This is a genomic window from Pseudomonas farris, assembly GCF_019145235.1.
GTDB classification, from domain to species: Bacteria; Pseudomonadota; Gammaproteobacteria; order Pseudomonadales; family Pseudomonadaceae; genus Aquipseudomonas; species Aquipseudomonas farris.
The window spans coordinates 87,564-108,284 of sequence record NZ_JAHSTV010000008.1; the positions used below are offsets into that span (position 1 = coordinate 87,564).

Annotated in this window: 18 protein-coding genes; 14 read left to right on the top strand and 4 right to left on the bottom strand. The window is 60.1% G+C overall.

Annotated features, from left to right (window positions below):
- Positions 1 to 113: 113 nt before the first annotated feature.
- Positions 114 to 1,169, bottom strand: a complete 1,056-nt coding sequence (bioB, locus tag KVG95_RS17895) for a biotin synthase BioB (protein ID WP_038981183.1) — start codon at positions 1,167 to 1,169, stop codon at positions 114 to 116.
- Positions 1,170 to 1,259: 90 nt separating this feature from the next.
- Here bioB and KVG95_RS17900 point away from each other — a divergent pair, with 90 nt between their 5' ends.
- The 5 genes from KVG95_RS17900 to rarD all read left to right on the top strand — a co-directional run bounded on the left by KVG95_RS17900 (position 1,260) and on the right by rarD (position 7,058).
- Positions 1,260 to 2,000: a ComF family protein gene (locus KVG95_RS17900; RefSeq protein ID WP_217857375.1), complete on the top strand. Its 741-nt coding sequence runs from the start codon at positions 1,260 to 1,262 to the stop codon at positions 1,998 to 2,000.
- A 63-nt stretch (positions 2,001 to 2,063) separates the two neighbouring features.
- Entirely contained in the window at positions 2,064 to 2,828 is a 765-nt protein-coding gene (locus KVG95_RS17905; protein ID WP_217857376.1) for a TOBE domain-containing protein, read from the top strand.
- A gap of 68 nt (positions 2,829 to 2,896) precedes the next feature.
- Complete coding sequence (locus KVG95_RS17910; RefSeq protein ID WP_217857377.1) at positions 2,897 to 4,798, top strand: PhoX family protein; 1,902 nt, start codon at positions 2,897 to 2,899, stop codon at positions 4,796 to 4,798.
- 210 nt (positions 4,799 to 5,008) lie between these two features.
- Positions 5,009 to 5,983, top strand: a complete 975-nt coding sequence (locus KVG95_RS17915) for a serine/threonine protein kinase (protein ID WP_217857378.1) — start codon at positions 5,009 to 5,011, stop codon at positions 5,981 to 5,983.
- A 187-nt stretch (positions 5,984 to 6,170) separates the two neighbouring features.
- Positions 6,171 to 7,058 (top strand): EamA family transporter RarD, encoded by an 888-nt coding sequence (gene rarD / locus KVG95_RS17920; RefSeq protein WP_217857379.1) that lies wholly within the window; start codon positions 6,171 to 6,173, stop codon positions 7,056 to 7,058.
- A 214-nt stretch (positions 7,059 to 7,272) separates the two neighbouring features.
- Here rarD and KVG95_RS17925 read toward each other — a convergent pair whose 3' ends face one another.
- Both KVG95_RS17925 and KVG95_RS17930 read right to left on the bottom strand, forming a co-directional pair.
- Positions 7,273 to 7,791 (bottom strand): glycine cleavage system transcriptional repressor, encoded by a 519-nt coding sequence (locus KVG95_RS17925; protein WP_052967399.1) that lies wholly within the window; start codon positions 7,789 to 7,791, stop codon positions 7,273 to 7,275.
- Between the two features lie 231 nt (positions 7,792 to 8,022).
- Positions 8,023 to 8,295 carry a hypothetical protein gene (locus tag KVG95_RS17930; protein WP_217857380.1) on the bottom strand — a complete coding sequence of 91 codons (273 nt, stop codon included), beginning with the start codon at positions 8,293 to 8,295 and terminating at the stop codon, positions 8,023 to 8,025.
- Here KVG95_RS17930 and KVG95_RS17935 point away from each other — a divergent pair.
- On the top strand, positions 8,278 to 10,455 hold the full coding sequence (locus tag KVG95_RS17935) for a malate synthase G (protein WP_217857381.1): 2,178 nt from the start codon (positions 8,278 to 8,280) through the stop codon (positions 10,453 to 10,455). The two genes, KVG95_RS17930 and KVG95_RS17935, sit on opposite strands and share 18 nt — an antisense overlap.
- 221 nt (positions 10,456 to 10,676) lie before the next feature.
- Here the strand turns inward: KVG95_RS17935 and KVG95_RS17940 are convergent, their stop codons facing one another.
- On the bottom strand, positions 10,677 to 11,123 hold the full coding sequence (locus KVG95_RS17940) for a response regulator (protein ID WP_052967397.1): 447 nt from the start codon (positions 11,121 to 11,123) through the stop codon (positions 10,677 to 10,679).
- A 264-nt stretch (positions 11,124 to 11,387) separates the two neighbouring features.
- On the opposite strand from KVG95_RS17940, the gene KVG95_RS17945 reads away from it, so the two are divergent.
- From KVG95_RS17945 to KVG95_RS17980, 8 genes are all read left to right on the top strand, one after another.
- Positions 11,388 to 13,328, top strand: a complete 1,941-nt coding sequence (locus tag KVG95_RS17945) for a putative nucleotidyltransferase substrate binding domain-containing protein (RefSeq protein ID WP_050682164.1) — start codon at positions 11,388 to 11,390, stop codon at positions 13,326 to 13,328.
- A complete protein-coding gene (locus KVG95_RS17950; protein WP_217857382.1) occupies positions 13,325 to 14,032 on the top strand; it encodes a 3'-5' exonuclease in 708 nt (235 codons plus the stop codon). Before KVG95_RS17945 ends, KVG95_RS17950 begins: the two co-directional genes overlap by 4 nt.
- Positions 14,033 to 14,281: 249 nt before the next feature.
- Entirely contained in the window at positions 14,282 to 14,800 is a 519-nt protein-coding gene (locus KVG95_RS17955) for an RNA polymerase sigma factor (RefSeq protein WP_038981164.1), read from the top strand.
- Entirely contained in the window at positions 14,797 to 15,768 is a 972-nt protein-coding gene (locus KVG95_RS17960) for a FecR domain-containing protein (RefSeq protein WP_217857383.1), read from the top strand. The genes KVG95_RS17955 and KVG95_RS17960 overlap by 4 nt, the downstream gene beginning before the upstream one ends.
- 272 nt (positions 15,769 to 16,040) lie before the next feature.
- On the top strand, positions 16,041 to 18,470 hold the full coding sequence (locus KVG95_RS17965; protein ID WP_217857384.1) for a TonB-dependent siderophore receptor: 2,430 nt from the start codon (positions 16,041 to 16,043) through the stop codon (positions 18,468 to 18,470).
- 72 nt (positions 18,471 to 18,542) lie between these two features.
- Positions 18,543 to 19,673 (top strand): PepSY-associated TM helix domain-containing protein, encoded by a 1,131-nt coding sequence (locus KVG95_RS17970; protein ID WP_217857385.1) that lies wholly within the window; start codon positions 18,543 to 18,545, stop codon positions 19,671 to 19,673.
- Positions 19,670 to 19,849, top strand: coding sequence for a hypothetical protein (locus KVG95_RS17975; RefSeq protein WP_123719606.1), 180 nt, complete (start codon positions 19,670 to 19,672; stop codon positions 19,847 to 19,849). Before KVG95_RS17970 ends, KVG95_RS17975 begins: the two co-directional genes overlap by 4 nt.
- Before the next feature lie 198 nt (positions 19,850 to 20,047).
- Positions 20,048 to 20,677, top strand: a complete 630-nt coding sequence (locus tag KVG95_RS17980) for a glutathione S-transferase (protein WP_217857386.1) — start codon at positions 20,048 to 20,050, stop codon at positions 20,675 to 20,677.
- Positions 20,678 to 20,721 lie beyond the last annotated feature (44 nt).

The following is a 20,721-nucleotide window of genomic DNA, read 5'->3' on the forward strand; positions in this document are numbered from 1 at the left end:
CGGTTAATGTGGGAGCGGGCTTGCTCGCGAAAGCAGTGTGACATTCAACATTGATGTCGGCTGTACTGACGCCTTCGCGAGCGAGCCCGCTCCCACATTCGATTTGTGCTGGATCAGACAGCAGCGTTATAGAACTGCTCGCTGCTCTTCTGCTCCACCAGTGCCTGTTCGATGGCGGCTTGATGCACTTCGTCGGCGTGCTCTTCGCGCGCTTCCGGCAGGATGCCCAGACGCGAGAACAGCTGCATGTCCTTGTCCGCCTGCGGGTTGGCGGTGGTCAGCAGTTTTTCGCCGTAGAAAATCGAGTTGGCACCGGCGAAGAACGCCAGAGCCTGCATCTGTTCGTTCATCGCTTCGCGGCCGGCGGACAGGCGCACGTGGGATTTCGGCATCAGGATGCGAGCAACAGCGAGCATGCGGATGAAGTCGAACGGGTCGATGTCGTCGGCATTTTCCAGCGGCGTCCCGGCGACTTTCACCAGCATGTTGATCGGCACCGATTCCGGATGCTCAGGCAGGTTAGCCAGCTGGATCAGCAGATTGGCGCGGTCGTCGAGAGATTCGCCCATGCCGAGAATGCCACCGGAGCAGATCTTCATCCCCGAATCACGCACGTAAGCCAGGGTTTGCAGGCGCTCGCTGTAAGTACGGGTAGTTATGATGCTGCCGTAGAACTCAGGCGAGGTGTCGAGGTTGTGGTTGTAGTAATCCAGGCCGGCTTCGGCCAGCGCGACGGTCTGGTCCTGATCGAGACGACCGAGGGTCATGCAGGTTTCCAGGCCCATGGCTTTCACGCCTTTGACCATTTCCAGCACGTACGGCATGTCTTTGGCCGACGGATGTTTCCACGCCGCGCCCATGCAGAAACGGGTCGAACCGATGGCCTTGGCGCGAGCGGCCTCTTCGAGGACCTTCTGCACTTCCATCAGTTTTTCTTTTTCCAGGCCGGTGTTGTAGTGACCGGACTGCGGACAATATTTGCAATCTTCCGGGCAAGCACCGGTTTTGATCGACAGCAGCGTCGAGACCTGGACGCGGTTGGCGTCGAAATGCGCGCGGTGCACCGTCTGCGCCTGGAACAACAGGTCGTTGAATGGCTGAACGAAAAGTGCTTTGACTTCGGCCAAAGACCAGTCATGACGCAGGGTTGCAGTGGTGCTGGCGCTCATGGGCGTTTCCTTGTTTATGCTTGGCAAGCGGCTGGGGAATGGAATACCCACAGACGCGACACGGATGTTCGGCATATTTAAGGAAGAGCGATGCGCTGTCAACCACGATACGAAGGGCGGGTTTACATCTGGTTAAAAAACAAACAAACCTGTTTGCTCTGCGCAGAAGTCGCAGACGACACCACGCCAATTTGCATGGCCTGCGAAACCGAGTTGCCCTGGCTGGGCGAGCACTGCCAAACCTGCGCCCTGCCATTGCCCGCCACGGGCATGACGTGCGGCCAATGCTTGAAACAACCGCCAGCGTTTGAGCGAGTTGCCGCACCCTGGACTTACAGCTTTCCCGTTGACACTTTGATCACTCGTTTCAAGCACAGCGCAAAGTGGCCATTTGGCCGCTTGCTCGCTGAACTTCTTGCTCAATTCCTGCAACATCGTTTCGATGAGGATCTGGACCGGCCCGATGCACTGATACCGGTACCGCTGGCCTCCAAACGCCTGCGTCAGCGCGGTTTCAACCAGGCAGCGATGCTCGCCCGCTGGCTCAGCGTCAGCCTCGACATACCTTGTGATGAAACGCTATTGCTGAGAATCCAGGACACCAGCGCGCAACAAGAGCTGAATGCCGACGCCCGTAAAAAGAACCTGCGCCATGCCTTTGCCCTGGCGTCCACGGCCTCGATCAAGGGCCGCCACTTCGCCTTGATCGACGACGTGCTGACCACCGGCGCCACCGCCCAGGCCCTGGCTCGCTTGTTGATGGATGCGGGCGCCGCGCGGGTCGATGTCTACTGCCTGGCCCGTACACCCAAACCTGGCGATGAGGGCTGACTTGACTCCCGCACTTCAAGCCGCCAACGTCCTATCCATCGTCACAGCCCAAAGCGTCTCGCCATGTCCTTGCCTACGTTGTTGTCCCAGCACATTGTCCGTCGCCCGCAGCGCATCGCGTTGCTGCAACACATCGCCGAACAAGGCTCGATTACCCGCGCAGCGAAAAGCGCGGGCCTGAGTTACAAAGCGGCGTGGGATGCCATCGACGAGCTGAACAATCTCGCGCAGAAACCGCTGGTGGAGCGTAGCGTCGGCGGCAAGGGCGGTGGCGGCGCCAAACTGTCCAGCGAAGGCGAACGCGTGTTGCGCCTGTATCAAAAGCTCCAAGCCTTGCAGGCTCAGGTGCTGGAAGCCGCCGAAGAGGCCAGTGACCTGGACCTGCTCGGTCGCCTGATGCTCAGAACCAGCGCACGCAACCAACTACACGGCAAGGTCGTGGCGATCGATGCACAGGGGCGCAACGACCGCATCCGTCTTGAACTGGCCGAAGGCTTGCGTATCGATGCGCAGATCACCCACGACAGCACTTTGCGCCTGGAACTGCAAACTGGCACCGAGGTGGTGGCACTGATCAAGGCCGGTTGGCTGGAACTGCTGGGCATCGATCAAGCCGCGGCGCCCGGCAACAATTGCCTGAAGGGCACAGTTGAAGAAATCCTCGACGCCCAAGACGGTCCCAGCGAAGTGCGCATCGGTCTGCCCAATGGCCAGACACTTTGCGCCCTGGCCGAGCCGCTGCACCTGAAAACCCTCGAACTCGCCGCTGGCAAACCGGTTCTTGTGCAATTCGCACCGTCCAATATTCTGCTGGGCACACCGCTCTGATCAGCGCTGCAACAAAACCTTCATCGACCACCATTAAGGTGACTGCAAAAACCCGCAGGGAGCCTGATGTGAGCTTATTAGAAGACAACCAACCCACCGACCTCGAAAAGATGGTTGGCCTCAGCCGTCGTGGCTTCATCAGCGCTGGCGCCCTCTGCGGTGCAGCGATGTTTCTCGGTGGCAATTTGCTGAGTCGCAGTGTGCTGGCCGCCAGCGTCAGCGCCGGCTCCAGCAAACTGTTGGGCTTCGACAGCATCGCTGCCGCCACGACCGACGCCATCACCCTGCCGCCGGGCTACAAATCTTCGGTACTGATCAGCTGGGGTCAACCACTGCAAAAAAATGGCCCGGCGTTCGACCCGAGCGGCAACGGCACGGCCGAGGCGCAGGAAGTCCAGTTCGGCGACAACAACGACGGCATGAGCCTGTTTGAGTTCCCCGATGACAAAGACCGGGCGCTGATGGCGATCAACAACGAATACACCAACTACCACTACCTCTTCCCACATCGCGGCGCGCCGCAATCGGCTACAGAGGTGCGCAAGGCGTTGGCCTGTGAAGGTGTGTCGGTCATCGAAGTGCAGCGCAAGAACGGCCAGTGGCAGTTCGTCCAGGACTCGCGCTACAACCGCCGCATTCACGGCAACTCGCCGTTGCACCTGAGCGGTCCGGCGGCCGGTCACGAACTGATGAAAACCAGCGCCGACAAACATGGCAAGACAGTCCTCGGCACCTTCCAGAACTGCGCCAATGGCAAGACGCCATGGGGCACTTATCTGACCTGCGAAGAGAACTTCACCGACTGCTTCGGCAGCAGCAATGCCGAGCAGAAATTCGATGCCGCGCAGAAACGCTACGGCGCGGTGGCGGCCAGTAAAGAGATCAACTGGCATCAACATGATCCGCGCTTCGACCTGGCGAAAAACCCCAACGAACTCAATCGTCATGGCTGGGTGGTGGAAATCGACCCGTTCGATCCGCAGTCGACGCCGGTCAAACGCACCGCGCTGGGTCGCTTCAAACATGAAAACGCCGCACTGGCCGAAACCAATGACGGTCGCGCCGTGGTGTACATGGGCGACGACGAACGTGGCGAGTTCATCTATAAATTCGTCAGCCGCGACAAGATCAACCACAAAAACCCCAAAGCCAACCGCGACCTGCTGGATCACGGCACCTTGTACGTGGCGCGTTTCGACGCGGGCGACGGCAACGCTGATCACCCGAAAGGCCAGGGCCAGTGGATCGAACTGACCCACGGCAAGAATGGCATCGATGCCAGCAGCGGTTTTGCCGATCAGGCCGAAGTGCTGATTCACGCACGTCTCGCAGCCAGCGTTGCGAGCGCCACGCGCATGGACCGCCCGGAATGGATCGTCGTCAGCCCCAAGGATGGCCAGGTTTATTGCACCCTGACCAACAACGCCAAACGCGGCGAAGAAGGGCAACCGGTGGACGGGCCTAACCCGCGCGAGAAAAACGTCTACGGGCAGATCCTGCGCTGGCGCACCGACCGCGACGATCACGGCTCGAATAGCTTTGCCTGGGACCTGTTTGTGGTCGCCGGCAACCCGGGCGTCCACGCCGGTACGCCGAAGGGCGGTTCGTCGAACATCACCCCGCAGAACATGTTCAACAGCCCGGACGGCTTGGGCTTCGACGAGGCCGGGCGTTTGTGGATCCTCACGGATGGCGATTCGAGCAACGCAGGCGACTTCGCAGGCATGGGCAATAACCAGATGCTCTGTGCCGACCCGGTGACCGGCGAGATCCGCCGCTTCATGGTCGGGCCGGTGGGCTGCGAGGTGACGGGGATCAGCTTCTCGCCGGATCAGAAAACCTTGTTTGTCGGGATTCAGCATCCGGGGGAAAACGGTGGGTCGACGTTCCCTGAGCACCAGCCCAACGGCAAGCCGCGGTCTTCGGTGATGGCGATTACCCGAGAGGATGGCGGGATCGTCGGCGCCTGATAAGGCCTCTTCGCGAGCAAGCCCGCTCCCACAGTGGATCTTCAGTGTGAATGCAAATTGCGGCACACCTTAGATCTAACGTGGGAGCGGGCTTGCTCGCGAAGGCGTCAGCCCAGACAACACTCATCTCAAGCCCAACCCCCTAAAGAAGCCCCGTCTGCGCTACCATGTTTGGCCGGACGCGGCAGCCTGCTGCGCGCAGGAGTCAGCATGGCCCACCCGTTTGCAACGCTTACCCCAGACCTCGTGCTCGATGCCGTCGAAAGCATCGGCTTTCTCAGCGACGCACGCATTCTGGCGCTCAACAGCTACGAGAACCGTGTCTATCAGGTCGGCATCGAAGACTCCGAGCCGCTGATCGCCAAGTTCTACCGTCCGCAGCGCTGGACCAACGAAGCGATTCTCGAAGAGCACCAATTCACCTTCGAACTCGCCGAGTGCGACGTACCGGTGGTTGCGCCAATGATCCACAACGGCGCCAGCCTGCATGAACACAACGGCTTCCGTTTCACCCTGTTCCCCCGCCGTGGCGGCCGTGCGCCGGAGCCGGGCAATCTCGATCAGCTGTATCGCCTGGGCCAACTGCTCGGTCGGCTGCACGCGGTCGGTGCTACAAAACCGTTCGAACACCGCGAAGCGCTGGGAGTGAAGAACTTCGGTCAGGACTCGCTGACGACATTGCTCGAAGGCAACTTCGTACCCAAAAGTTTGCTACCGGCCTACGAGTCCGTGGCCCGCGACCTGCTCAAGCGTGTCGAAGAGGTCTACAAGACCACGCCGCACCAGAACATCCGCATGCACGGCGATTGCCACCCCGGCAACATGATGTGCCGCGATGAGATGTTCCATATCGTCGACCTCGACGACTGCCGCATGGGCCCGGCGGTGCAGGATATCTGGATGATGTTGGCGGGTGATCGTCAGGAATGTCTCGGTCAGTTGTCGGAATTGATGGACGGTTACAACGAATTCCACGACTTCGATCCGCGGGAACTGGCGCTGATCGAACCCCTGCGCGCCTTGCGCCTGATGCACTACAGCGCCTGGCTCGCCCGTCGCTGGGACGACCCGGCCTTCCCTCGCAGCTTTCCGTGGTTCGGCACCGAACGCTATTGGGGCGATCAAGTGCTGGCGCTGCGTGAGCAACTCGCCGCACTCAACGAAGAACCGCTGAAGTTATTCTGAACACAAATCCAATGTGGGAGCGGCGGTGCGACGATTCGACTTGCTCGCGAATACGGTTTCACATTCAACAGAGATGCTGACTGAATGACCGCTTTCGCGAGCAAGCCCGCTCCCACAAGGTCCGCGACATATCCCGACAAATCTCCTTACAATCCCCTCTTTGTTAGCTGCCTAAGCAAGGATTCTCATGCAAGCCGCCAACCCGCGTCGCGGGTACATCCTGGGCCTGAGTGCCTACATCATCTGGGGACTGTTCCCGCTCTACTTCAAAGCCATCGCCAACGTACCCGCCGTGGAGATCATCATCCACCGAGTGCTGTGGTCCGCGCTGTTTGGTGCTTTACTGCTGCTCGTCTGGAAGCATCCAGGCTGGTGGCGCGAGCTGCGTGACAACCCGCGACGGCTGGCAATCCTGGCCCTGAGCGGCACGTTGATCGCCGCCAACTGGCTGACCTACGTCTGGTCAGTGAACAACGGGCGCATGCTCGAAGCCAGCCTCGGTTACTACATCAACCCGCTGGTAAATGTGCTATTGGGAATGCTGATCCTCGGCGAACGGCTGCGGCGCATGCAATGGCTGGCGGTTGGCCTGGCGGCGGTTGGTGTTGCGCAGCAAGTGTGGCAAGTCGGCAGTCTGCCGTGGGTGTCGCTGGTGCTTGCATTGACCTTCGGCTTCTACGGATTGATCCGCAAGCAGGCACCGGTCAAGGCGCTGCCGGGGCTGGTGGTGGAAACCTGGATGCTGGTGCCGATTGCCGTCGCCTGGTTGCTGTTCAATCCGACGGCGAGCAGCGCGCAAGCCGAATTCTGGACCACCTCTGAAGCCTGGTGGCTGGTGGCTGCAGGTCCGGTGACGCTGGTGCCGCTGGTGTGTTTCAACGCCGCCGCCCGGCACTTGCCCTACACCACCCTCGGATTTCTCCAGTACCTGGCGCCGACGTTGGTGTTGTTGCAAGCCGTTCTGCTGTTTGGCGAGCACTTATCGTCCAGCACGCTGGTGGCGTTCATCTTTATCTGGGCCGGTCTGGCGGTTTACAGCGTGGACGCGTGGATAAGTCTGCGCCGCCGCAGCTGATCAGAAAACGTACAAATCTCTACAGGCCACGTCTTCCGTGGCCTGCATCCATCCTTCCCAAGGTTATCCACAGCGTGATCCCCGGCGTTTGTGCGCAAGTCACTGAAACTGCTGGTTTTTTGATCAGATCCTGAAGAGCCCCGGCCGACGTGGCCTGGCCAGGTGTCTCTACAGGTTATCCACAGGCAGGTGCACGTATAACTTGGATAACCTTTCAGGGTTCGCTGCGCAGCACCAATTCGACCATCAGATCGTCCGCCAGGGTTTCCAGACGCGATTGCAGCACCTCCAGCGACAAGGTCAGTGGCACCGCAAGAATGGCCTCGGCATGGAACAGCGGCTCGCTGCTCATCGGCGCCGGTCGAACTTCGGTCACCAACTGCTCCAGGTTCACGCCCTGCTCACTCAGCAGACGCGTAATGTCTCGCACAATGCCCGGACGATCATTGCCCACCAATTCCATGGCAATCGGCTTCCAGGTGCAGGACTGTTCGATGCCGCTTTCGGCGATCAGCACGCGGATCCCTTGATCCGCCAATCTCTGTAGGGCGTCTACCAGTTCGTCGTAGGCCTCGGCCGGCACACCCACCCGAAGAATCCCCGCGAACTGTCCGGCCATGCGCGACATGCGGCTCTCCAGCCAGTTACCGCCGTGCTCGGCAATGCATTGGGCAATGCGCTCGACCTGCCCGGGCTTGTCTGGAGCAATTACAGTGAGTACGAGATGGTCCATGGCGCAGCCCTCTGGTCATGACTTTTGTTATAGAAAAACAAGTATAGGCAAGGGTTGATCTTGCGCTGAATCGGCTTGCCCGCGAATGGGGCACCACCAACAATCCTGCCAAACCATAAATCGTGTACAAGTTTTTATATTTAACTGGAACAATCTAATAGTTTTTTGAGAACATCCCGTTCCCCGACATGACCGCAATGCGTCATGGGGTCGCAGAACGACGTAATTAGTCTAATTTTCACAACCGCAATTCATCATGTAGTATGCCGCAGCGCGCACTACATAACGCTGGATCGATGTCTGCCGCAGGTGCCGCCGCAACCCTGAAAGCCCTGTCAGCAAGGCCGCAAAGCCGTTGATCGGATCGAACCCAGCCGCCAGCAATGGCATGTACTGGTAGATGGGTTTGTGGTTTAAATGGCCAGAGGCTTCATTGTTAAATTGAAGAGCTGAAAAGCGAAATAGCTGAGCAGAGTGAGGCAAGCAATGACTGAACACGTTCAAGTCGGTGGCCTGCAGGTCGCCAAAGTCCTGTTCGACTTCGTGAACAACGAAGCCATTCCCGGTACCGGCCTCACCGCCGATAAGTTCTGGGCCGGTGCCGACAAGGTCATCCATGACCTGGCGCCGAAGAACAAAGCCCTACTCGCCAAACGCGATGATTTCCAGGCACGTATCGATGCCTGGCACCAGGCTCGTGCAGGTGTTGCGCACGATGCGGTGGCCTACAAAGCCTTCCTGCAAGACATCGGTTATCTGCTGCCAGAAGCGGCCGATTTCCAGGCAACGACGCAAAACGTCGATGACGAAATCGCCCGCATGGCCGGTCCACAGCTGGTAGTACCGGTGATGAACGCGCGCTTTGCGCTCAACGCCTCGAACGCTCGCTGGGGTTCGTTGTATGACGCGCTCTACGGCACCGACGCCATCAGCGAAGCGGATGGCGCGGAAAAAGGCAAAGGCTACAACAAGGTTCGCGGCGACAAAGTCATCGCCTTCGCCCGTGCGTTCCTCGACGAAGCCGCGCCATTGGCTGCCGGCTCCCACGTTGACTCCACCGGCTACAAGATCATTGACGGCAAACTGGTGGTCGCCCTTAAAGGCGGCAGCAACACCGGCCTGCGCGACGATGCCCAACTGATCGGTTTCCACGGCGATACAGCGGCTCCAACCGCGATCCTGCTGAAAAACAACGGCCTGCACTTCGAAATCCAGATCGACGCCAGCACCCCGGTCGGCCAGACCGACGCTGCCGGAGTCAAAGACATCCTGATGGAAGCCGCGCTGACCACCATCATGGACTGCGAAGACTCGGTTGCCGCGGTCGATGCCGATGACAAAGTGGTGATCTACCGCAATTGGCTCGGCCTGATGAAGGGTGATCTGTCGGAAGAAGTCTCCAAGGCCGGTCAGACCTTTACCCGCACCATGAATGCCGACCGCACCTATACCGCCCTCGATGGCAGCGAACTGAGCCTGCACGGTCGCTCGCTGCTGTTCGTGCGCAACGTCGGTCACCTGATGACCATCGACGCGATCCTCGATAAAGACGGCAACGAAGTACCGGAAGGTATCCTCGACGGCCTAGTGACTTGCCTCGCGGCGATTCACAGCCTCAACGGCAATAGCTCGCGCAAGAACAGCCGCACTGGCTCGGTCTATATCGTGAAGCCGAAGATGCACGGCCCGGAAGAAGCTGCGTTCACCAACGAGCTGTTCGGTCGCATCGAAGACGCCCTCGACCTGCCGCGCAACACCCTCAAAGTCGGGATCATGGACGAGGAGCGCCGTACCACCGTCAACCTCAAGGCCTGCATCAAGGCTGCCGCCGAGCGCGTGGTGTTCATCAACACCGGTTTCCTCGACCGCACGGGCGATGAAATCCATACCTCCATGGAAGCCGGCCCGATGGTGCGCAAGGCCGACATGAAGGCTGAAAAATGGATCAGCGCCTACGAGAACTGGAACGTCGACATCGGCCTGAGCACCGGCCTGCAAGGTCGCGCACAGATCGGTAAAGGCATGTGGGCCATGCCGGACCTGATGGCCGCGATGCTCGAACAGAAAATCGCCCACCCGATGGCCGGTGCCAACACCGCCTGGGTTCCATCGCCGACTGCCGCCGCGCTGCACGCGTTGCACTATCACAAGGTTGACGTGTTCGCCCGTCAGGCCGAACTGGCCAAACGTGCTCGTGCTTCGGTGGACGACATCCTGACCATCCCGTTGGCCGTCAATCCAGACTGGACCACGGAGCAGATCAAGAACGAACTGGACAACAACGCCCAGGGCATTCTTGGCTACGTGGTGCGCTGGATCGATCAGGGCGTGGGTTGCTCGAAAGTGCCGGACATCAATGATGTCGGCCTGATGGAAGACCGTGCGACGCTGCGTATTTCCAGTCAGCACATCGCCAACTGGCTGCGCCACGGCATCGTCACTGAAGATCAGGTGTTGGAAAGCCTCAAGCGCATGGCGCCGGTGGTTGACCGTCAGAACGCCAACGACCCGCTGTACCGTCCGCTGGCACCGAATTTCGACAGCAACATCGCCTTCCAGGCGGCGGTCGAACTGGTGGTCGAAGGTACCAAACAGCCGAACGGCTACACCGAGCCGGTTCTGCACCGTCGTCGTCGCGAGTTCAAGGCTGCCAATGGCCTTTGAGTAAACGCTGACGCCGGACATGAAAAAGCCCTGATCGAAAGATCAGGGCTTTTTTATTTGTGCATGCTACTTCTGTGGCGAGGGGGCTTGCCCCCGTTGGGTCGCGAAGCGGCCCTGCATTTTTCAGTGAGAATCTACGACTGCTGCGCAGCCGAACGGGGCAGTGCGGCGTTCCGACAAGCCCCCTCGCCACAACAGCCCCTCGCCACAACTGAGAGCCGCTACACATCCATCCCCAGCTCATGCTTGACCAATTCAAGCAATTTTCCGCTATCGATGGGCTTGAGCAGAAAGTCCACTACGTGCAGGTGCATCGCTTCGATCGCATCCTTCACGTCCGCATCGCCGGAGACGATGATGATCGGCAACGCCGCACGAGCCGATTCCCGCACCTGACGAATCAGTTCCAGACCATCGACATGTCTCATCCGCAGGTCAGTAATTACCAGCCCGATCGATGGCTTCGCCTCCAGCAATTTGAGCGCCGCTTCGCCACTGGCTGCCGTCATGCAGTGAATGCCGTCAAGCCCCAGGATTTCCGACAGCAATTCCCTGGAGTCCTTATCGTCATCGACGATCAGCACCCGCTGAGGCGGCAAGTCTGGTTCCAACATGACGGCACTGAGCGCTTCGCGCTCGGCATCACTCAAAATATCGTGGTCGGACATGGCTTTCTCAACGTTTTCGATTCGATCCCTGACACAGTGGTCAGACATCGCTAAGCAGACTTCAATGTGCACTTCGTCGGAAACTATTCCAATAGATAATGTAGGAGGTTTTTCCCGCAATTGTGTCAGACATTTCCCATATCCCGAACGCGGCACTGCCTACCTAGACTTACGTCCAATGGGCACCCTGCCCGCAGGGGCCGACCATGCCTGTAACGATCTGACACAACGATCCGACACAACAATCAGAAAAAGACTGCGGTAATGGTTATGAGTAAAGCGGACGCCTTCACCCAGGCAGGGAAAACCGCGGTGTTGCAGAACATCCAGGGCACTTTGCAATTCCTACAGCGCTTCCCGCCATTCAATCAGATGGAAAACGCCCACTTGGCCTATCTGGTCGAGCAATGTCAGCTGCGTTTTTATGCCCCCGGCGAAAGCATCATCAAACCGGCGGACGGCCCGGTTGAGCATTTCTACATCGTCAAACAAGGCCGAGTCGTGGGCGAACGTCCGCACACGGCCAAGGGCGGGACCGAAACCACCTTCGAAATCACCACCGGCGAGTGTTTCCCCCTCGCCGCGCTACTGGGGGAACGGGCGACTCGCACCGAACATCTGGCGGCCGAAGATACCTTTTGCCTACAGTTGAATAAGTTGGCGTTCATCAAACTGTTCGCACTTTCCAGCCCGTTTCGCGACTTTGCCCTACGCGGTGTCAGCAGCTTGCTGGATCAGGTCAACCAGCAAGTCCAGCAAAAAGCCGTGGAAACCCTCGGCACCCAGTACTCGCTCAATACCCGGCTGGGCGAACTGGCCATGCGTCACCCGGTGACCTGCAGCCCGATCACGCCTCTGCGTGAAGCCGTGACGCTGATGCACGATCAGCAAGTCGGCAGCATTGTGGTAGTCGATGAGCAAAAGGCGCCGCTGGGCATTTTCACCCTGCGCGACTTGCGACATGTGGTGGCCAACGGCACCAGCGATTTCAATGAAGCCATTGAAGGGCACATGACCCGGGCGCCGTTTTACCTGACGCCGGATCACAGCGCCTTCGATGCCGCGATTGCCATGACCGAGCGCCACATCGCCCACGTCTGCCTGGTCAAGGACCAGCGCTTGTGCGGCGTGGTCTCGGAACGTGACCTGTTTTCCCTGCAACGGGTCGACCTGGTGCACCTGGCACGGACCATTCGCAGTGCCCAGAAGCTGGAAAACCTGGTGGCGATGCGCGGCGAGATCGGCCAATTGGTGGAGCGGATGCTGGCCCACGGCGCGTCCTCGACCCAGATCACCCACATCATCACCCTGCTCAACGACCACACCGTGTGCCGGGTGATCGAACTGGTGCTCGCCGAGAAAGGTGACCCCGGCGTGCCGTTCAGTTGGCTGTGTTTCGGCAGCGAAGGCCGCCGCGAGCAGACGCTGCACACCGATCAGGACAACGGCATTCTGTTCGAAGCCCGCGACGCGGCCCACGCCGCCGAGATTCGCGGCAAGTTGCTGCCCATCGCCCAGCAGATCAATCAGAACCTGGCGCTGTGCGGCTTCACCCTGTGCAAGGGCAACATCATGGCCGGCAACCCCGAGCTGTGTTTGTCCCGGGCCGAATGGGCGCGACGTTTTGCGGCGTTTATCCGCGAGGCGACACCGGAAAACCTGCTGGGGTCGAGCATCTACTTCGATCTGCGCGTGGTCTGGGGCGACGAGCGAGGCTGCGAGCAGCTGCGTCAAGGCATTCTCGATCAAGTCGGCGACAACCGCTTGTTCCAGCGGATGATGGCCGAAAACGCCCTGCGCAACCGTCCGCCCGTGGGACGCTTCCGCGAATTCGTGCTGGCTCGCAAGAATGGCGAGAAAGCCACCCTCGACCTGAAACTCCAGGGCTTGACCCCTTTCGTCGATGGGGCTCGAGTGCTGGCCCTGGCCCATGGCATCGATACCAACAATACCTTGGAGCGCTTTCGCCAATTGGTGGACAAAGAGGTCATCGAACGGCTGGACGGTGCAGCCTATGAAGAGGCGTATCACTTCATCCAGCAAACCCGCATGCAGCAACATCAGCTACAGACCCGGGAGAATTTGCCCTACTCCAACCGTGTCGATCCTGACAGCCTCAATCATCTGGACCGACGCATCCTGCGTGAATCCCTGCGCCAGGCCCAACGCCTGCAAAGCAGCCTGACCCTGCGGTATCAGTTATGAGCCTGTTTTCATGGCTGCGGCCGGTAAACCCCATTTTGCCCGGCGAACTGCAACAACGTCTGGAGCGCTTGCCTGCCGTGGCCGAGCTGGGTGATTGCAGCCTGCGCGAGCAACGCTGGGTGGTACTCGACCTGGAAACCACCGGGCTGAACCTGAACAAGGATCGGCTGTTGTCCATCGGCGCGGTGGTGATCGAGGACGGGGCGATCGACTTCAGCCAGCAATTCGAGCGCACGCTGCAATGCACCGAACTCAAACTCGGCCCCAGCGTGTTGATTCACGGTCTGGGCCCCAGCGCCATTGCCGCCGGCAGCGACCCCGCGCAGGCTCTGCTCGAATTCATGGAGTTCGTCGGCGACAGTCCGGTGTTGGCGTTTCATGCGCCGTTCGATCAGCACATGCTGGGGCGCGCGCTGAAAGAACATCTGGGTTACAAGTTGCAGCATCCGTTTCTGGACGTGGCAGACATCGCGCCGCTGCTGTGCCCGCAGGCGCACTTTCGCGAGGCAGGGCTGGACGAGTGGATCGACTGGTTCAAGCTGGAGGTCTTCGAACGGCATAACGCCAGTGCCGATGCCTTGGCGACGGCGGAGCTGGTGCTGATTTTATTCAGCCGGGCGCGACAGCAGCAGATTCATAGCCCGTTGAATTTGCAGCAGCGGCTGAGTCAGTGGAAGCGGCGGCGGCAAGCGCCTTCGTTCTAGATCTTCGGTGACTGTTCGGGCCCCATCGCGGGCAAGCCACGCTCCCACAGGTTTTTCGTCGTCCGCCGATTTCGCAAACGGCACAAAACCTGTGGGAGCGTGGCTTGCCCGCGATGAACGATAACTCGGTCTGACTGGACATTCCCCCCGCAAAAACCACCCGACCAGCGCCAATTGCTTACCTCCCCCGCCTCTGCCACAATCGCGAACAATTATCGTTACTTAACACTTCCCAATCGGTGATGTTGCGTGTCGTCAGTCCAAAGCCCCCAGAGTGAGCTCGTTGGTGCGTTGTATCGCGACCATCGCGGTTGGCTATTGGCCTGGCTGCGGCGCAACGTGGCCTGCCCACAACGGGCCGAAGACCTGAGTCAGGACACCTTCGTGCGCTTGTTGGGCCGTGATGAATTCAAGGAGCCTCGCGAACCCCGGGCGTTTCTGGTGGCGATCGCCAAGGGCCTGCTGTTCGACTATTTCCGCCGCGCCGCGCTGGAACAGGCCTACCTCACCGAATTGATGCTGATCCCCGAAGGCGAACAACCGTCGGTGGAAGAACAGCAACTGATCCTCGAAGACCTCAAAGCCATCGACCGCCTGTTGGGCAAGCTCTCGAGCAAGGCCCGGGCGGCGTTTCTCTACAACCGTCTCGATGGCCTCGGCCACGCCGAAATCGCTCAGCGTCTGGGCGTGTCGGTGCCGCGGGTTCGTCAGTACCTGGCCCAAGGCATTCGTCAGTGCTACATCGCGTTGTACGGTGAGCCGGTATGAGCCCGGCCAGCTCCAAACCTGTGTCGGCGCAAGTGCTGGATGCCGCGATTGCCTGGCAACTGTCGCTGGATTCCGGCAACGCAGTCGAGCGCGAAGAGTTCGCCAAATGGCACGCCGCACACGAAGAACATGCTCGGGCCTGGCGTCAGTTGGGCATGCTCGACCAGCGTTTCAGCGTTGCCAACGGTCCAGCCCGTACAGCCTTGCTTCAATCGCGCGAAAGCATCCGACGCCGGGTGCGCAAGCTCGGCAGCGGCCTGGCCAGCATCGTGGCGGTGATCGGCTTGGCCCTGTTCGCCGGTGATCGTTATCTGCCCATCGACTATTGGCTGGCCGACCAGCGCACCGCCACCGGCGAGCAGCGCACCCTGCGCTTGACCGACGGTACGCTGATCAACCTCAACACCCATAGCGCAGTGGATGTGCGCTTCGATGAGAAGCAGCGGTTGATCGTTCTTCAGGAAGGAGAAATCCTCGTCGAAACCGGCCATGGCGATGCCCGGCCGTTTATCGTCGAGACCCGCGAAGGCAGCATGCGCGCATTGGGGACACGATTCCTGGTCAAGCGTGAAGAAGAAGGCACGCGCCTGAGCGTATTGAAATCAGCGGTCGCCGCCCATCCCGAATCGAGCCTCGAGGAACAGATTCTGCGCGAAGGCCAGCAAGTGCTGATGCGCAGCAATGGCCTGGGCCCCATCATCGCCCTCAACCTCGGCGCCGATGCCTGGACCCGCGGCATGTTGGTGGTGGACAACGCGCGGCTGGAGGATCTGGTCGAGGAACTCGGTCGCTATCGTCGCGGACATCTTGGCGTCACACCGGAGATTGCCGACCTGCGCATCACCGGCAGCTTCCCCTTGAACGATACCGACAAGGCGCTGAGTGCACTTTTGCCGACCCTGCCGGTGCAGATCGAACAGCACACGCCATGGTGGGTAACGGTCGCGAAGGCTGACGCCAAGCCCTGAATTCAGCGCAGATCCTGTGGGAGCGGGCACTGTGGCGAGGGGGCTTGCCCCCGTTGGGTCGCGCAGCGGTCCCCCGCATTTTTCCTGATAATCCGCATTCAATGATTTTGCGACTGCTTCGCAGCCGAACGGGGGCAAGCCCCCTCGCCACAGTAAGTCTTCACTACCAATTGAAGGGCTGAATCGAAATTATTTTCATCTCGCCCTATCACTTTTGGATTCTCGTCCGGCACCTAGGCAATTGAGAAATATTTCCATTCAGGAGCCGCTGTATGCCCCGTTCGCTAGACACCGTGTTGCGTCCTCGTTTGCTGGCGGTCGCCATTGCCCTTTGCGCCCCTTTGGCCAGCGCTCCACTGATTGCCGCCGAACAGGCGTCCAGCGTTCGCGCCTACAACCTGCCGGCTGCGCCATTGGCCAGCACCCTGAACCAGATCGCCAGCCAGGCCGGTTTGGCACTGTCGTTGAATCCGTCGCTGGCAGCGGGCAAGACCTCGGCCCCGGTGAAGGGCCAGTTCGACGCCACCGGCGCCCTGCGGGAAGCCTTACGCGGCACCGGTCTGCAACTGGAACAGAGCAGCGCCGGCACCTATAGCCTGGTGGCCGTGCCTGAAGGTGTGATGGCCTTGCCCGAAACCGCCGTCATTGGCCTGGAAAATGCGGAAACTGCCTGGAGCCCGGTCGAAGGTTACGTTGCCACGCGCACCGCCGCTGGCACAAAGACCGACACCGCGCTGGTCGAAGCGCCGCGTTCGATTTCCGTCGCCACCCGCCAGCAAATGGAAGATCGCGGTGTGCAAAACCTCGATGACGCCGTGCGCTACATGCCTGGCATCGTCGCCAGCAGCTATGGCAGCGACACCCGCGCCGACTGGTTGCTTGTGCGCGGTTTCGAACCGACGCAATTCCTCGATGGCCTGCCACTGCCAAAAGGCGTGTACGCCAACCCGAAACAGGAAACCTGGAACCTCGATCGCCTCGCCCTGCTGCGCGGCCCGGCCTCTTCGGTTTACGGCCAGACCCCGCCAGGCGGCCTGCTGGACATGGTCAGCCGCCGTCCCAGCGCCGAGTCGAGCAACGAAATCCAGGTGCAATATGGCAGCGACAATCATCGCCAGATTAACTTCGCCAGCACCGGCAAGATCGATGACGAAGGCCGGTTTCTTTATGGTCTGAGCGGTGTATTGCGCGACAGCGGCACACAGGTCGATCACATCGACAACAAGCGCTACAACATCGCGCCGAGCCTGACCTGGAACATCGCCCCTGACACCAAGTTCACGCTGCTGACGCAATTTACCCGCGACGACACAGGCATCACCAGCCAGTTCCTGCCAGTGCAAGGCACGAAGATCCATTCGCCGCTCGGCGATATCTCCCATCACAAAAACCTCGGTGACCCGGACTGGGAATACTACGACCGTACCTACTACGCGCTGGGCTACGCCTTTGAACATCGCTTGAACGATGTCTGGCAGTTCAAGCAGAACCTGCGGTACACCAAAACGGACCTGTCCTTTCAGGCTCTTACCCCCGGCGCCTACCCGTTCACCCAAGTCGATGCCGAGGGCAACGTTGGCCGCTCGAGCACCAGTGTCGACGAGGACATCAGCCAGTTCGCCGTGGACAACAACTTCCAGGGCGACTTCGCGACCGGCGACATCCGTCACACCCTGCTGATCGGCCTCGATCACCAGCGCACCAATACCAACTACACCTCGATCTTCGGTGACGGTCTGACCACTAACGTCAACAACCCGATCTATGGCCAGCCAATCGGTCGCCCGTCACGCTCGACGGCGTTCTATGACTATGACCAGAAGACCTACCAGACCGGCTTGTACGTCCAGGACCAAATGGCTCTCGACCAATGGCGTCTGACCCTCGGTGGTCGTGAGGACTGGATCCACACAGGCACCAAATTCTTCAACAAGGGTGATGCCACCAACACCGAACGGGACAAGAAATTCAGCGGTAACGCAGCGATCAGTTATGTGTTCGACTCGGGCTTCGTGCCCTACCTGTCCTACGCCGAGTCGTTCCAGCCGACCAGCAAAGCGACGGCATCGCCGACCGAGTCGTTCAAGCCGACTGAAGGCCAGCAATGGGAACTGGGCATCAAGTACCAACCGCCGGGCAGCAACACCCTGCTGACGGCTGCGGTCTATAACCTGACCCAGAAAAACGTCTCCGTCACCACGACCAACTCGGACAACGTCTCGATTACCAGCCAGACCGGCGAAGTGAAGGTCAAAGGCCTGGAGCTGGAAGCCGTTTCCGACGTCACCGACAACCTGAAAGTCATCGCCGCCTACACCCTGGCCAAGTCCGAAGTGCAAAAGGGTGACTTCAAGGGCAATCGCCTGCAACTGATGCCTAACCAGCAAGCGTCGCTGTGGGCCGATTACACCTGGCACAACGGTGTGCTGGATGGTTTCGGCATCGGTGCCGGCGCACGTTACACCGGCAACACTTATGGCGACCAGGGCAACACCTGGCTGGGTAAGGCTGATGCCTACACGGTGTTCGATGCGGCGGTCCATTACGACTTGGGCCGTCTGGATAACAGTCTGAAAGGTGCATCACTGGCACTGAATGCCACCAACCTGTTCGACAAGGACTACATCTCCACTTGCGACAGCTTCTACTGCTACTACGGTGACCAACGCAGCGTCGTCGCCAGCGCTACGTACAAGTGGTAATCGTCTGAACTGACACGCGCCACGACCAGGCCGTCCTTCGAGGACGGCTTGGGTCTTTCTGAAGGCCATGAAATGAAAAGCAAAACCATCCGCCGCTGGTCATTCGTTCACACCTGGACCAGCCTGATCTGCACGGTCTTCCTGCTGATGCTGGCCCTCACCGGCCTACCGTTGATCTTTCACCACGAGATCGACCATCTGCTGGGCGATGCCGCCGAGTTGAAATCGATGCCGGCCGATACCCCGCAGCTGAATTTGCAGCAGTTGGTGCAAGCGGCTGAAAAGCATCGTCCCGGCGAGGTCATGCAGTATTTCGGCTACGACGACGAAGACCCTAACGGCGTGATCGCCATCATGGCGCCCACCGCCGGCACCGAGCCGAACTCGTCCCACACCTTCATGCTCGACGCTCGCACCGGCGAAGCATTGGAAATGCCGTCGGCCAATGGCGGTCTGATGATGGTCATGCTGCGCCTGCACGTGGACATGTTCGCTGGCCTGCCGGGCAAGTTGCTGCTGGCGTTCATGGGGATTCTGTTTGTGCTGGCGATTGTTTCCGGAACGGTGCTGTACCTGCCGTTCATGCGACGTTTGAAGTTCGCGACCGTGCGCCACGACAAATCCACCCGCCTGCGCTGGCTCGACCTGCATAACCTGATCAGCGTGGTGACGCTGACCTGGGCGCTGGTGGTCGGCGTGACCGGCGTGATCAGTGCCTGCGCCGACTTGCTGATCGCCGCGTGGCGCAACGACAGCCTGAGCGCGATGATCGCGCCTTACCGCGATGCGCCACCGCTGACTCAATTGGCGCCTGCGACCCGCCTGCTCGACATCGCCAAAGACGTCGCGCCGGGCATGCAGCCCGATTTCATCGCCTTCCCCGGTACGCGGTTTTCCAGCGAACACCATTACGCCGTGTTCATGAAAGGCAGCACCCAACTGACTTCGCACCTGCTGACGCCGGTGTTGATCGACGCCAGCACCCTGCAAGTCACGGCAGTGGCCGAACGGCCGTGGTACATGGACGCCATGGGCATGTCGCAGCCGCTGCACTTTGGTGATTACGGCGGCATGCCAATGAAAATCCTCTGGGCGAGCCTCGATGTGTTGACCATCATCGTGCTCGGCAGCGGGGTTTATTTGTGGGTGGTGCGGCGCAAGGTCGCGAAACCTGTACTCGAAAACGCGGAGTGCCCGACATGAGACCGAGACAGTCGAATTTCTGGAAGGTCTTCGCCACGCCCACTGTCATTGCCCTGCTCAGCGCCGCGGGGCTGTTTGCCGCGTTGCTGGGCGATGGCGTGTGGGATGCATTGAGTTGGCTCGGGCTGGGGATCCCCGCCGTCCTCGCCCTGCGCGGGCTCTTGCAACGCCACTGAATGGCACAAAACCAAAAATGTGGGAGCGGGCTTGCTCGCGAAAGCGGTGTATCAGTCAGCATTTATGTTGCCTGACACTCCGCTTTCGCGAGCAAGCCCGCTCCCACACTTCGTTCCGTGCTCATCCGTGAGCTCACGCTTGAGCTCAAGCATTAAAGCGCTATGCTGCCGACACTGCCCATGATCGAGATCGTTGCCATGTCCGCCCCCAGCATGACCTTGTTCCACAACCCTGCGTCGCCCTTCGTTCGCAAAGTCATGGTGCTGCTGCACGAAACCGGTCAAACGAACCGCGTGGCGCTGCAAGCCAGTCAGCTCACGCCGGTCAGCCCGGATCCGGCCCTCAACGAAGACAACCCGCTAGGCAAAATTCCAGCCCTGCGTCTGGCCGACGGCAATGTGTTGTACGACAGCCGGGTGATCCTCGACTATCTCGATCATCAGCATGTCGGCAATCCGCTGATCCCTCGCGACGGCTCGGCGCGCTGGCGGCGCCTGACCCTGGCCTCCCTGGCCGACGGGATCATGGATGCCGCAGTGATGATTCGCTATGAAGTGGCCCTGCGCGTCCCGGAAAAGCACTGGGACGAATGGCTCGACGGACAGCGCGACAAAATTCGTCGCGCCCTGGCGCTGCTGGAAGCCGACGCGATTGCCGAGCTGACCAGCCATTTCGATGTCGCGGCGATCAGTGTGGCCTGTGCCTTGGGTTATCTGGATCTGCGCCATCCGGATCTGGAATGGCGCAAAGAGAACCCGAAGCTGGCGGACTGGTATTTTGAAGTGAGCCAGCGGCCTTCGATGATTGCGACGATGCCCAAGGTTTAGATATTCGCTGGCTGTACCGGCCTCTTCGCGAGCAAGCCCGCTCC

Excerpts from the sequence above, each read along its gene's own strand:
- bioB (WP_038981183.1), bottom strand. The coding sequence starts at position 1,169 with ATGAGCGCCAGCACCACTGCAACCCTGCGTCATGACTGGTCTTTGGCC.
- KVG95_RS17900 (WP_217857375.1), top strand. The coding sequence starts at position 1,260 with ATGCGCTGTCAACCACGATACGAAGGGCGGGTTTACATCTGGTTAAAA.
- KVG95_RS17905 (WP_217857376.1), top strand. The coding sequence starts at position 2,064 with ATGTCCTTGCCTACGTTGTTGTCCCAGCACATTGTCCGTCGCCCGCAG.
- KVG95_RS17915 (WP_217857378.1), top strand. The coding sequence starts at position 5,009 with ATGGCCCACCCGTTTGCAACGCTTACCCCAGACCTCGTGCTCGATGCC.
- rarD (WP_217857379.1), top strand. The coding sequence starts at position 6,171 with ATGCAAGCCGCCAACCCGCGTCGCGGGTACATCCTGGGCCTGAGTGCC.
- KVG95_RS17925 (WP_052967399.1), bottom strand. The coding sequence starts at position 7,791 with ATGGACCATCTCGTACTCACTGTAATTGCTCCAGACAAGCCCGGGCAG.
- KVG95_RS17935 (WP_217857381.1), top strand. The coding sequence starts at position 8,278 with ATGACTGAACACGTTCAAGTCGGTGGCCTGCAGGTCGCCAAAGTCCTG.
- KVG95_RS17940 (WP_052967397.1), bottom strand. The coding sequence starts at position 11,123 with ATGTCCGACCACGATATTTTGAGTGATGCCGAGCGCGAAGCGCTCAGT.
- KVG95_RS17945 (WP_050682164.1), top strand. The coding sequence starts at position 11,388 with ATGGTTATGAGTAAAGCGGACGCCTTCACCCAGGCAGGGAAAACCGCG.
- KVG95_RS17950 (WP_217857382.1), top strand. The coding sequence starts at position 13,325 with ATGAGCCTGTTTTCATGGCTGCGGCCGGTAAACCCCATTTTGCCCGGC.
- KVG95_RS17960 (WP_217857383.1), top strand. The coding sequence starts at position 14,797 with ATGAGCCCGGCCAGCTCCAAACCTGTGTCGGCGCAAGTGCTGGATGCC.
- KVG95_RS17965 (WP_217857384.1), top strand. The coding sequence starts at position 16,041 with ATGCCCCGTTCGCTAGACACCGTGTTGCGTCCTCGTTTGCTGGCGGTC.
- KVG95_RS17970 (WP_217857385.1), top strand. The coding sequence starts at position 18,543 with ATGAAAAGCAAAACCATCCGCCGCTGGTCATTCGTTCACACCTGGACC.
- KVG95_RS17975 (WP_123719606.1), top strand. The coding sequence starts at position 19,670 with ATGAGACCGAGACAGTCGAATTTCTGGAAGGTCTTCGCCACGCCCACT.
- KVG95_RS17980 (WP_217857386.1), top strand. The coding sequence starts at position 20,048 with ATGTCCGCCCCCAGCATGACCTTGTTCCACAACCCTGCGTCGCCCTTC.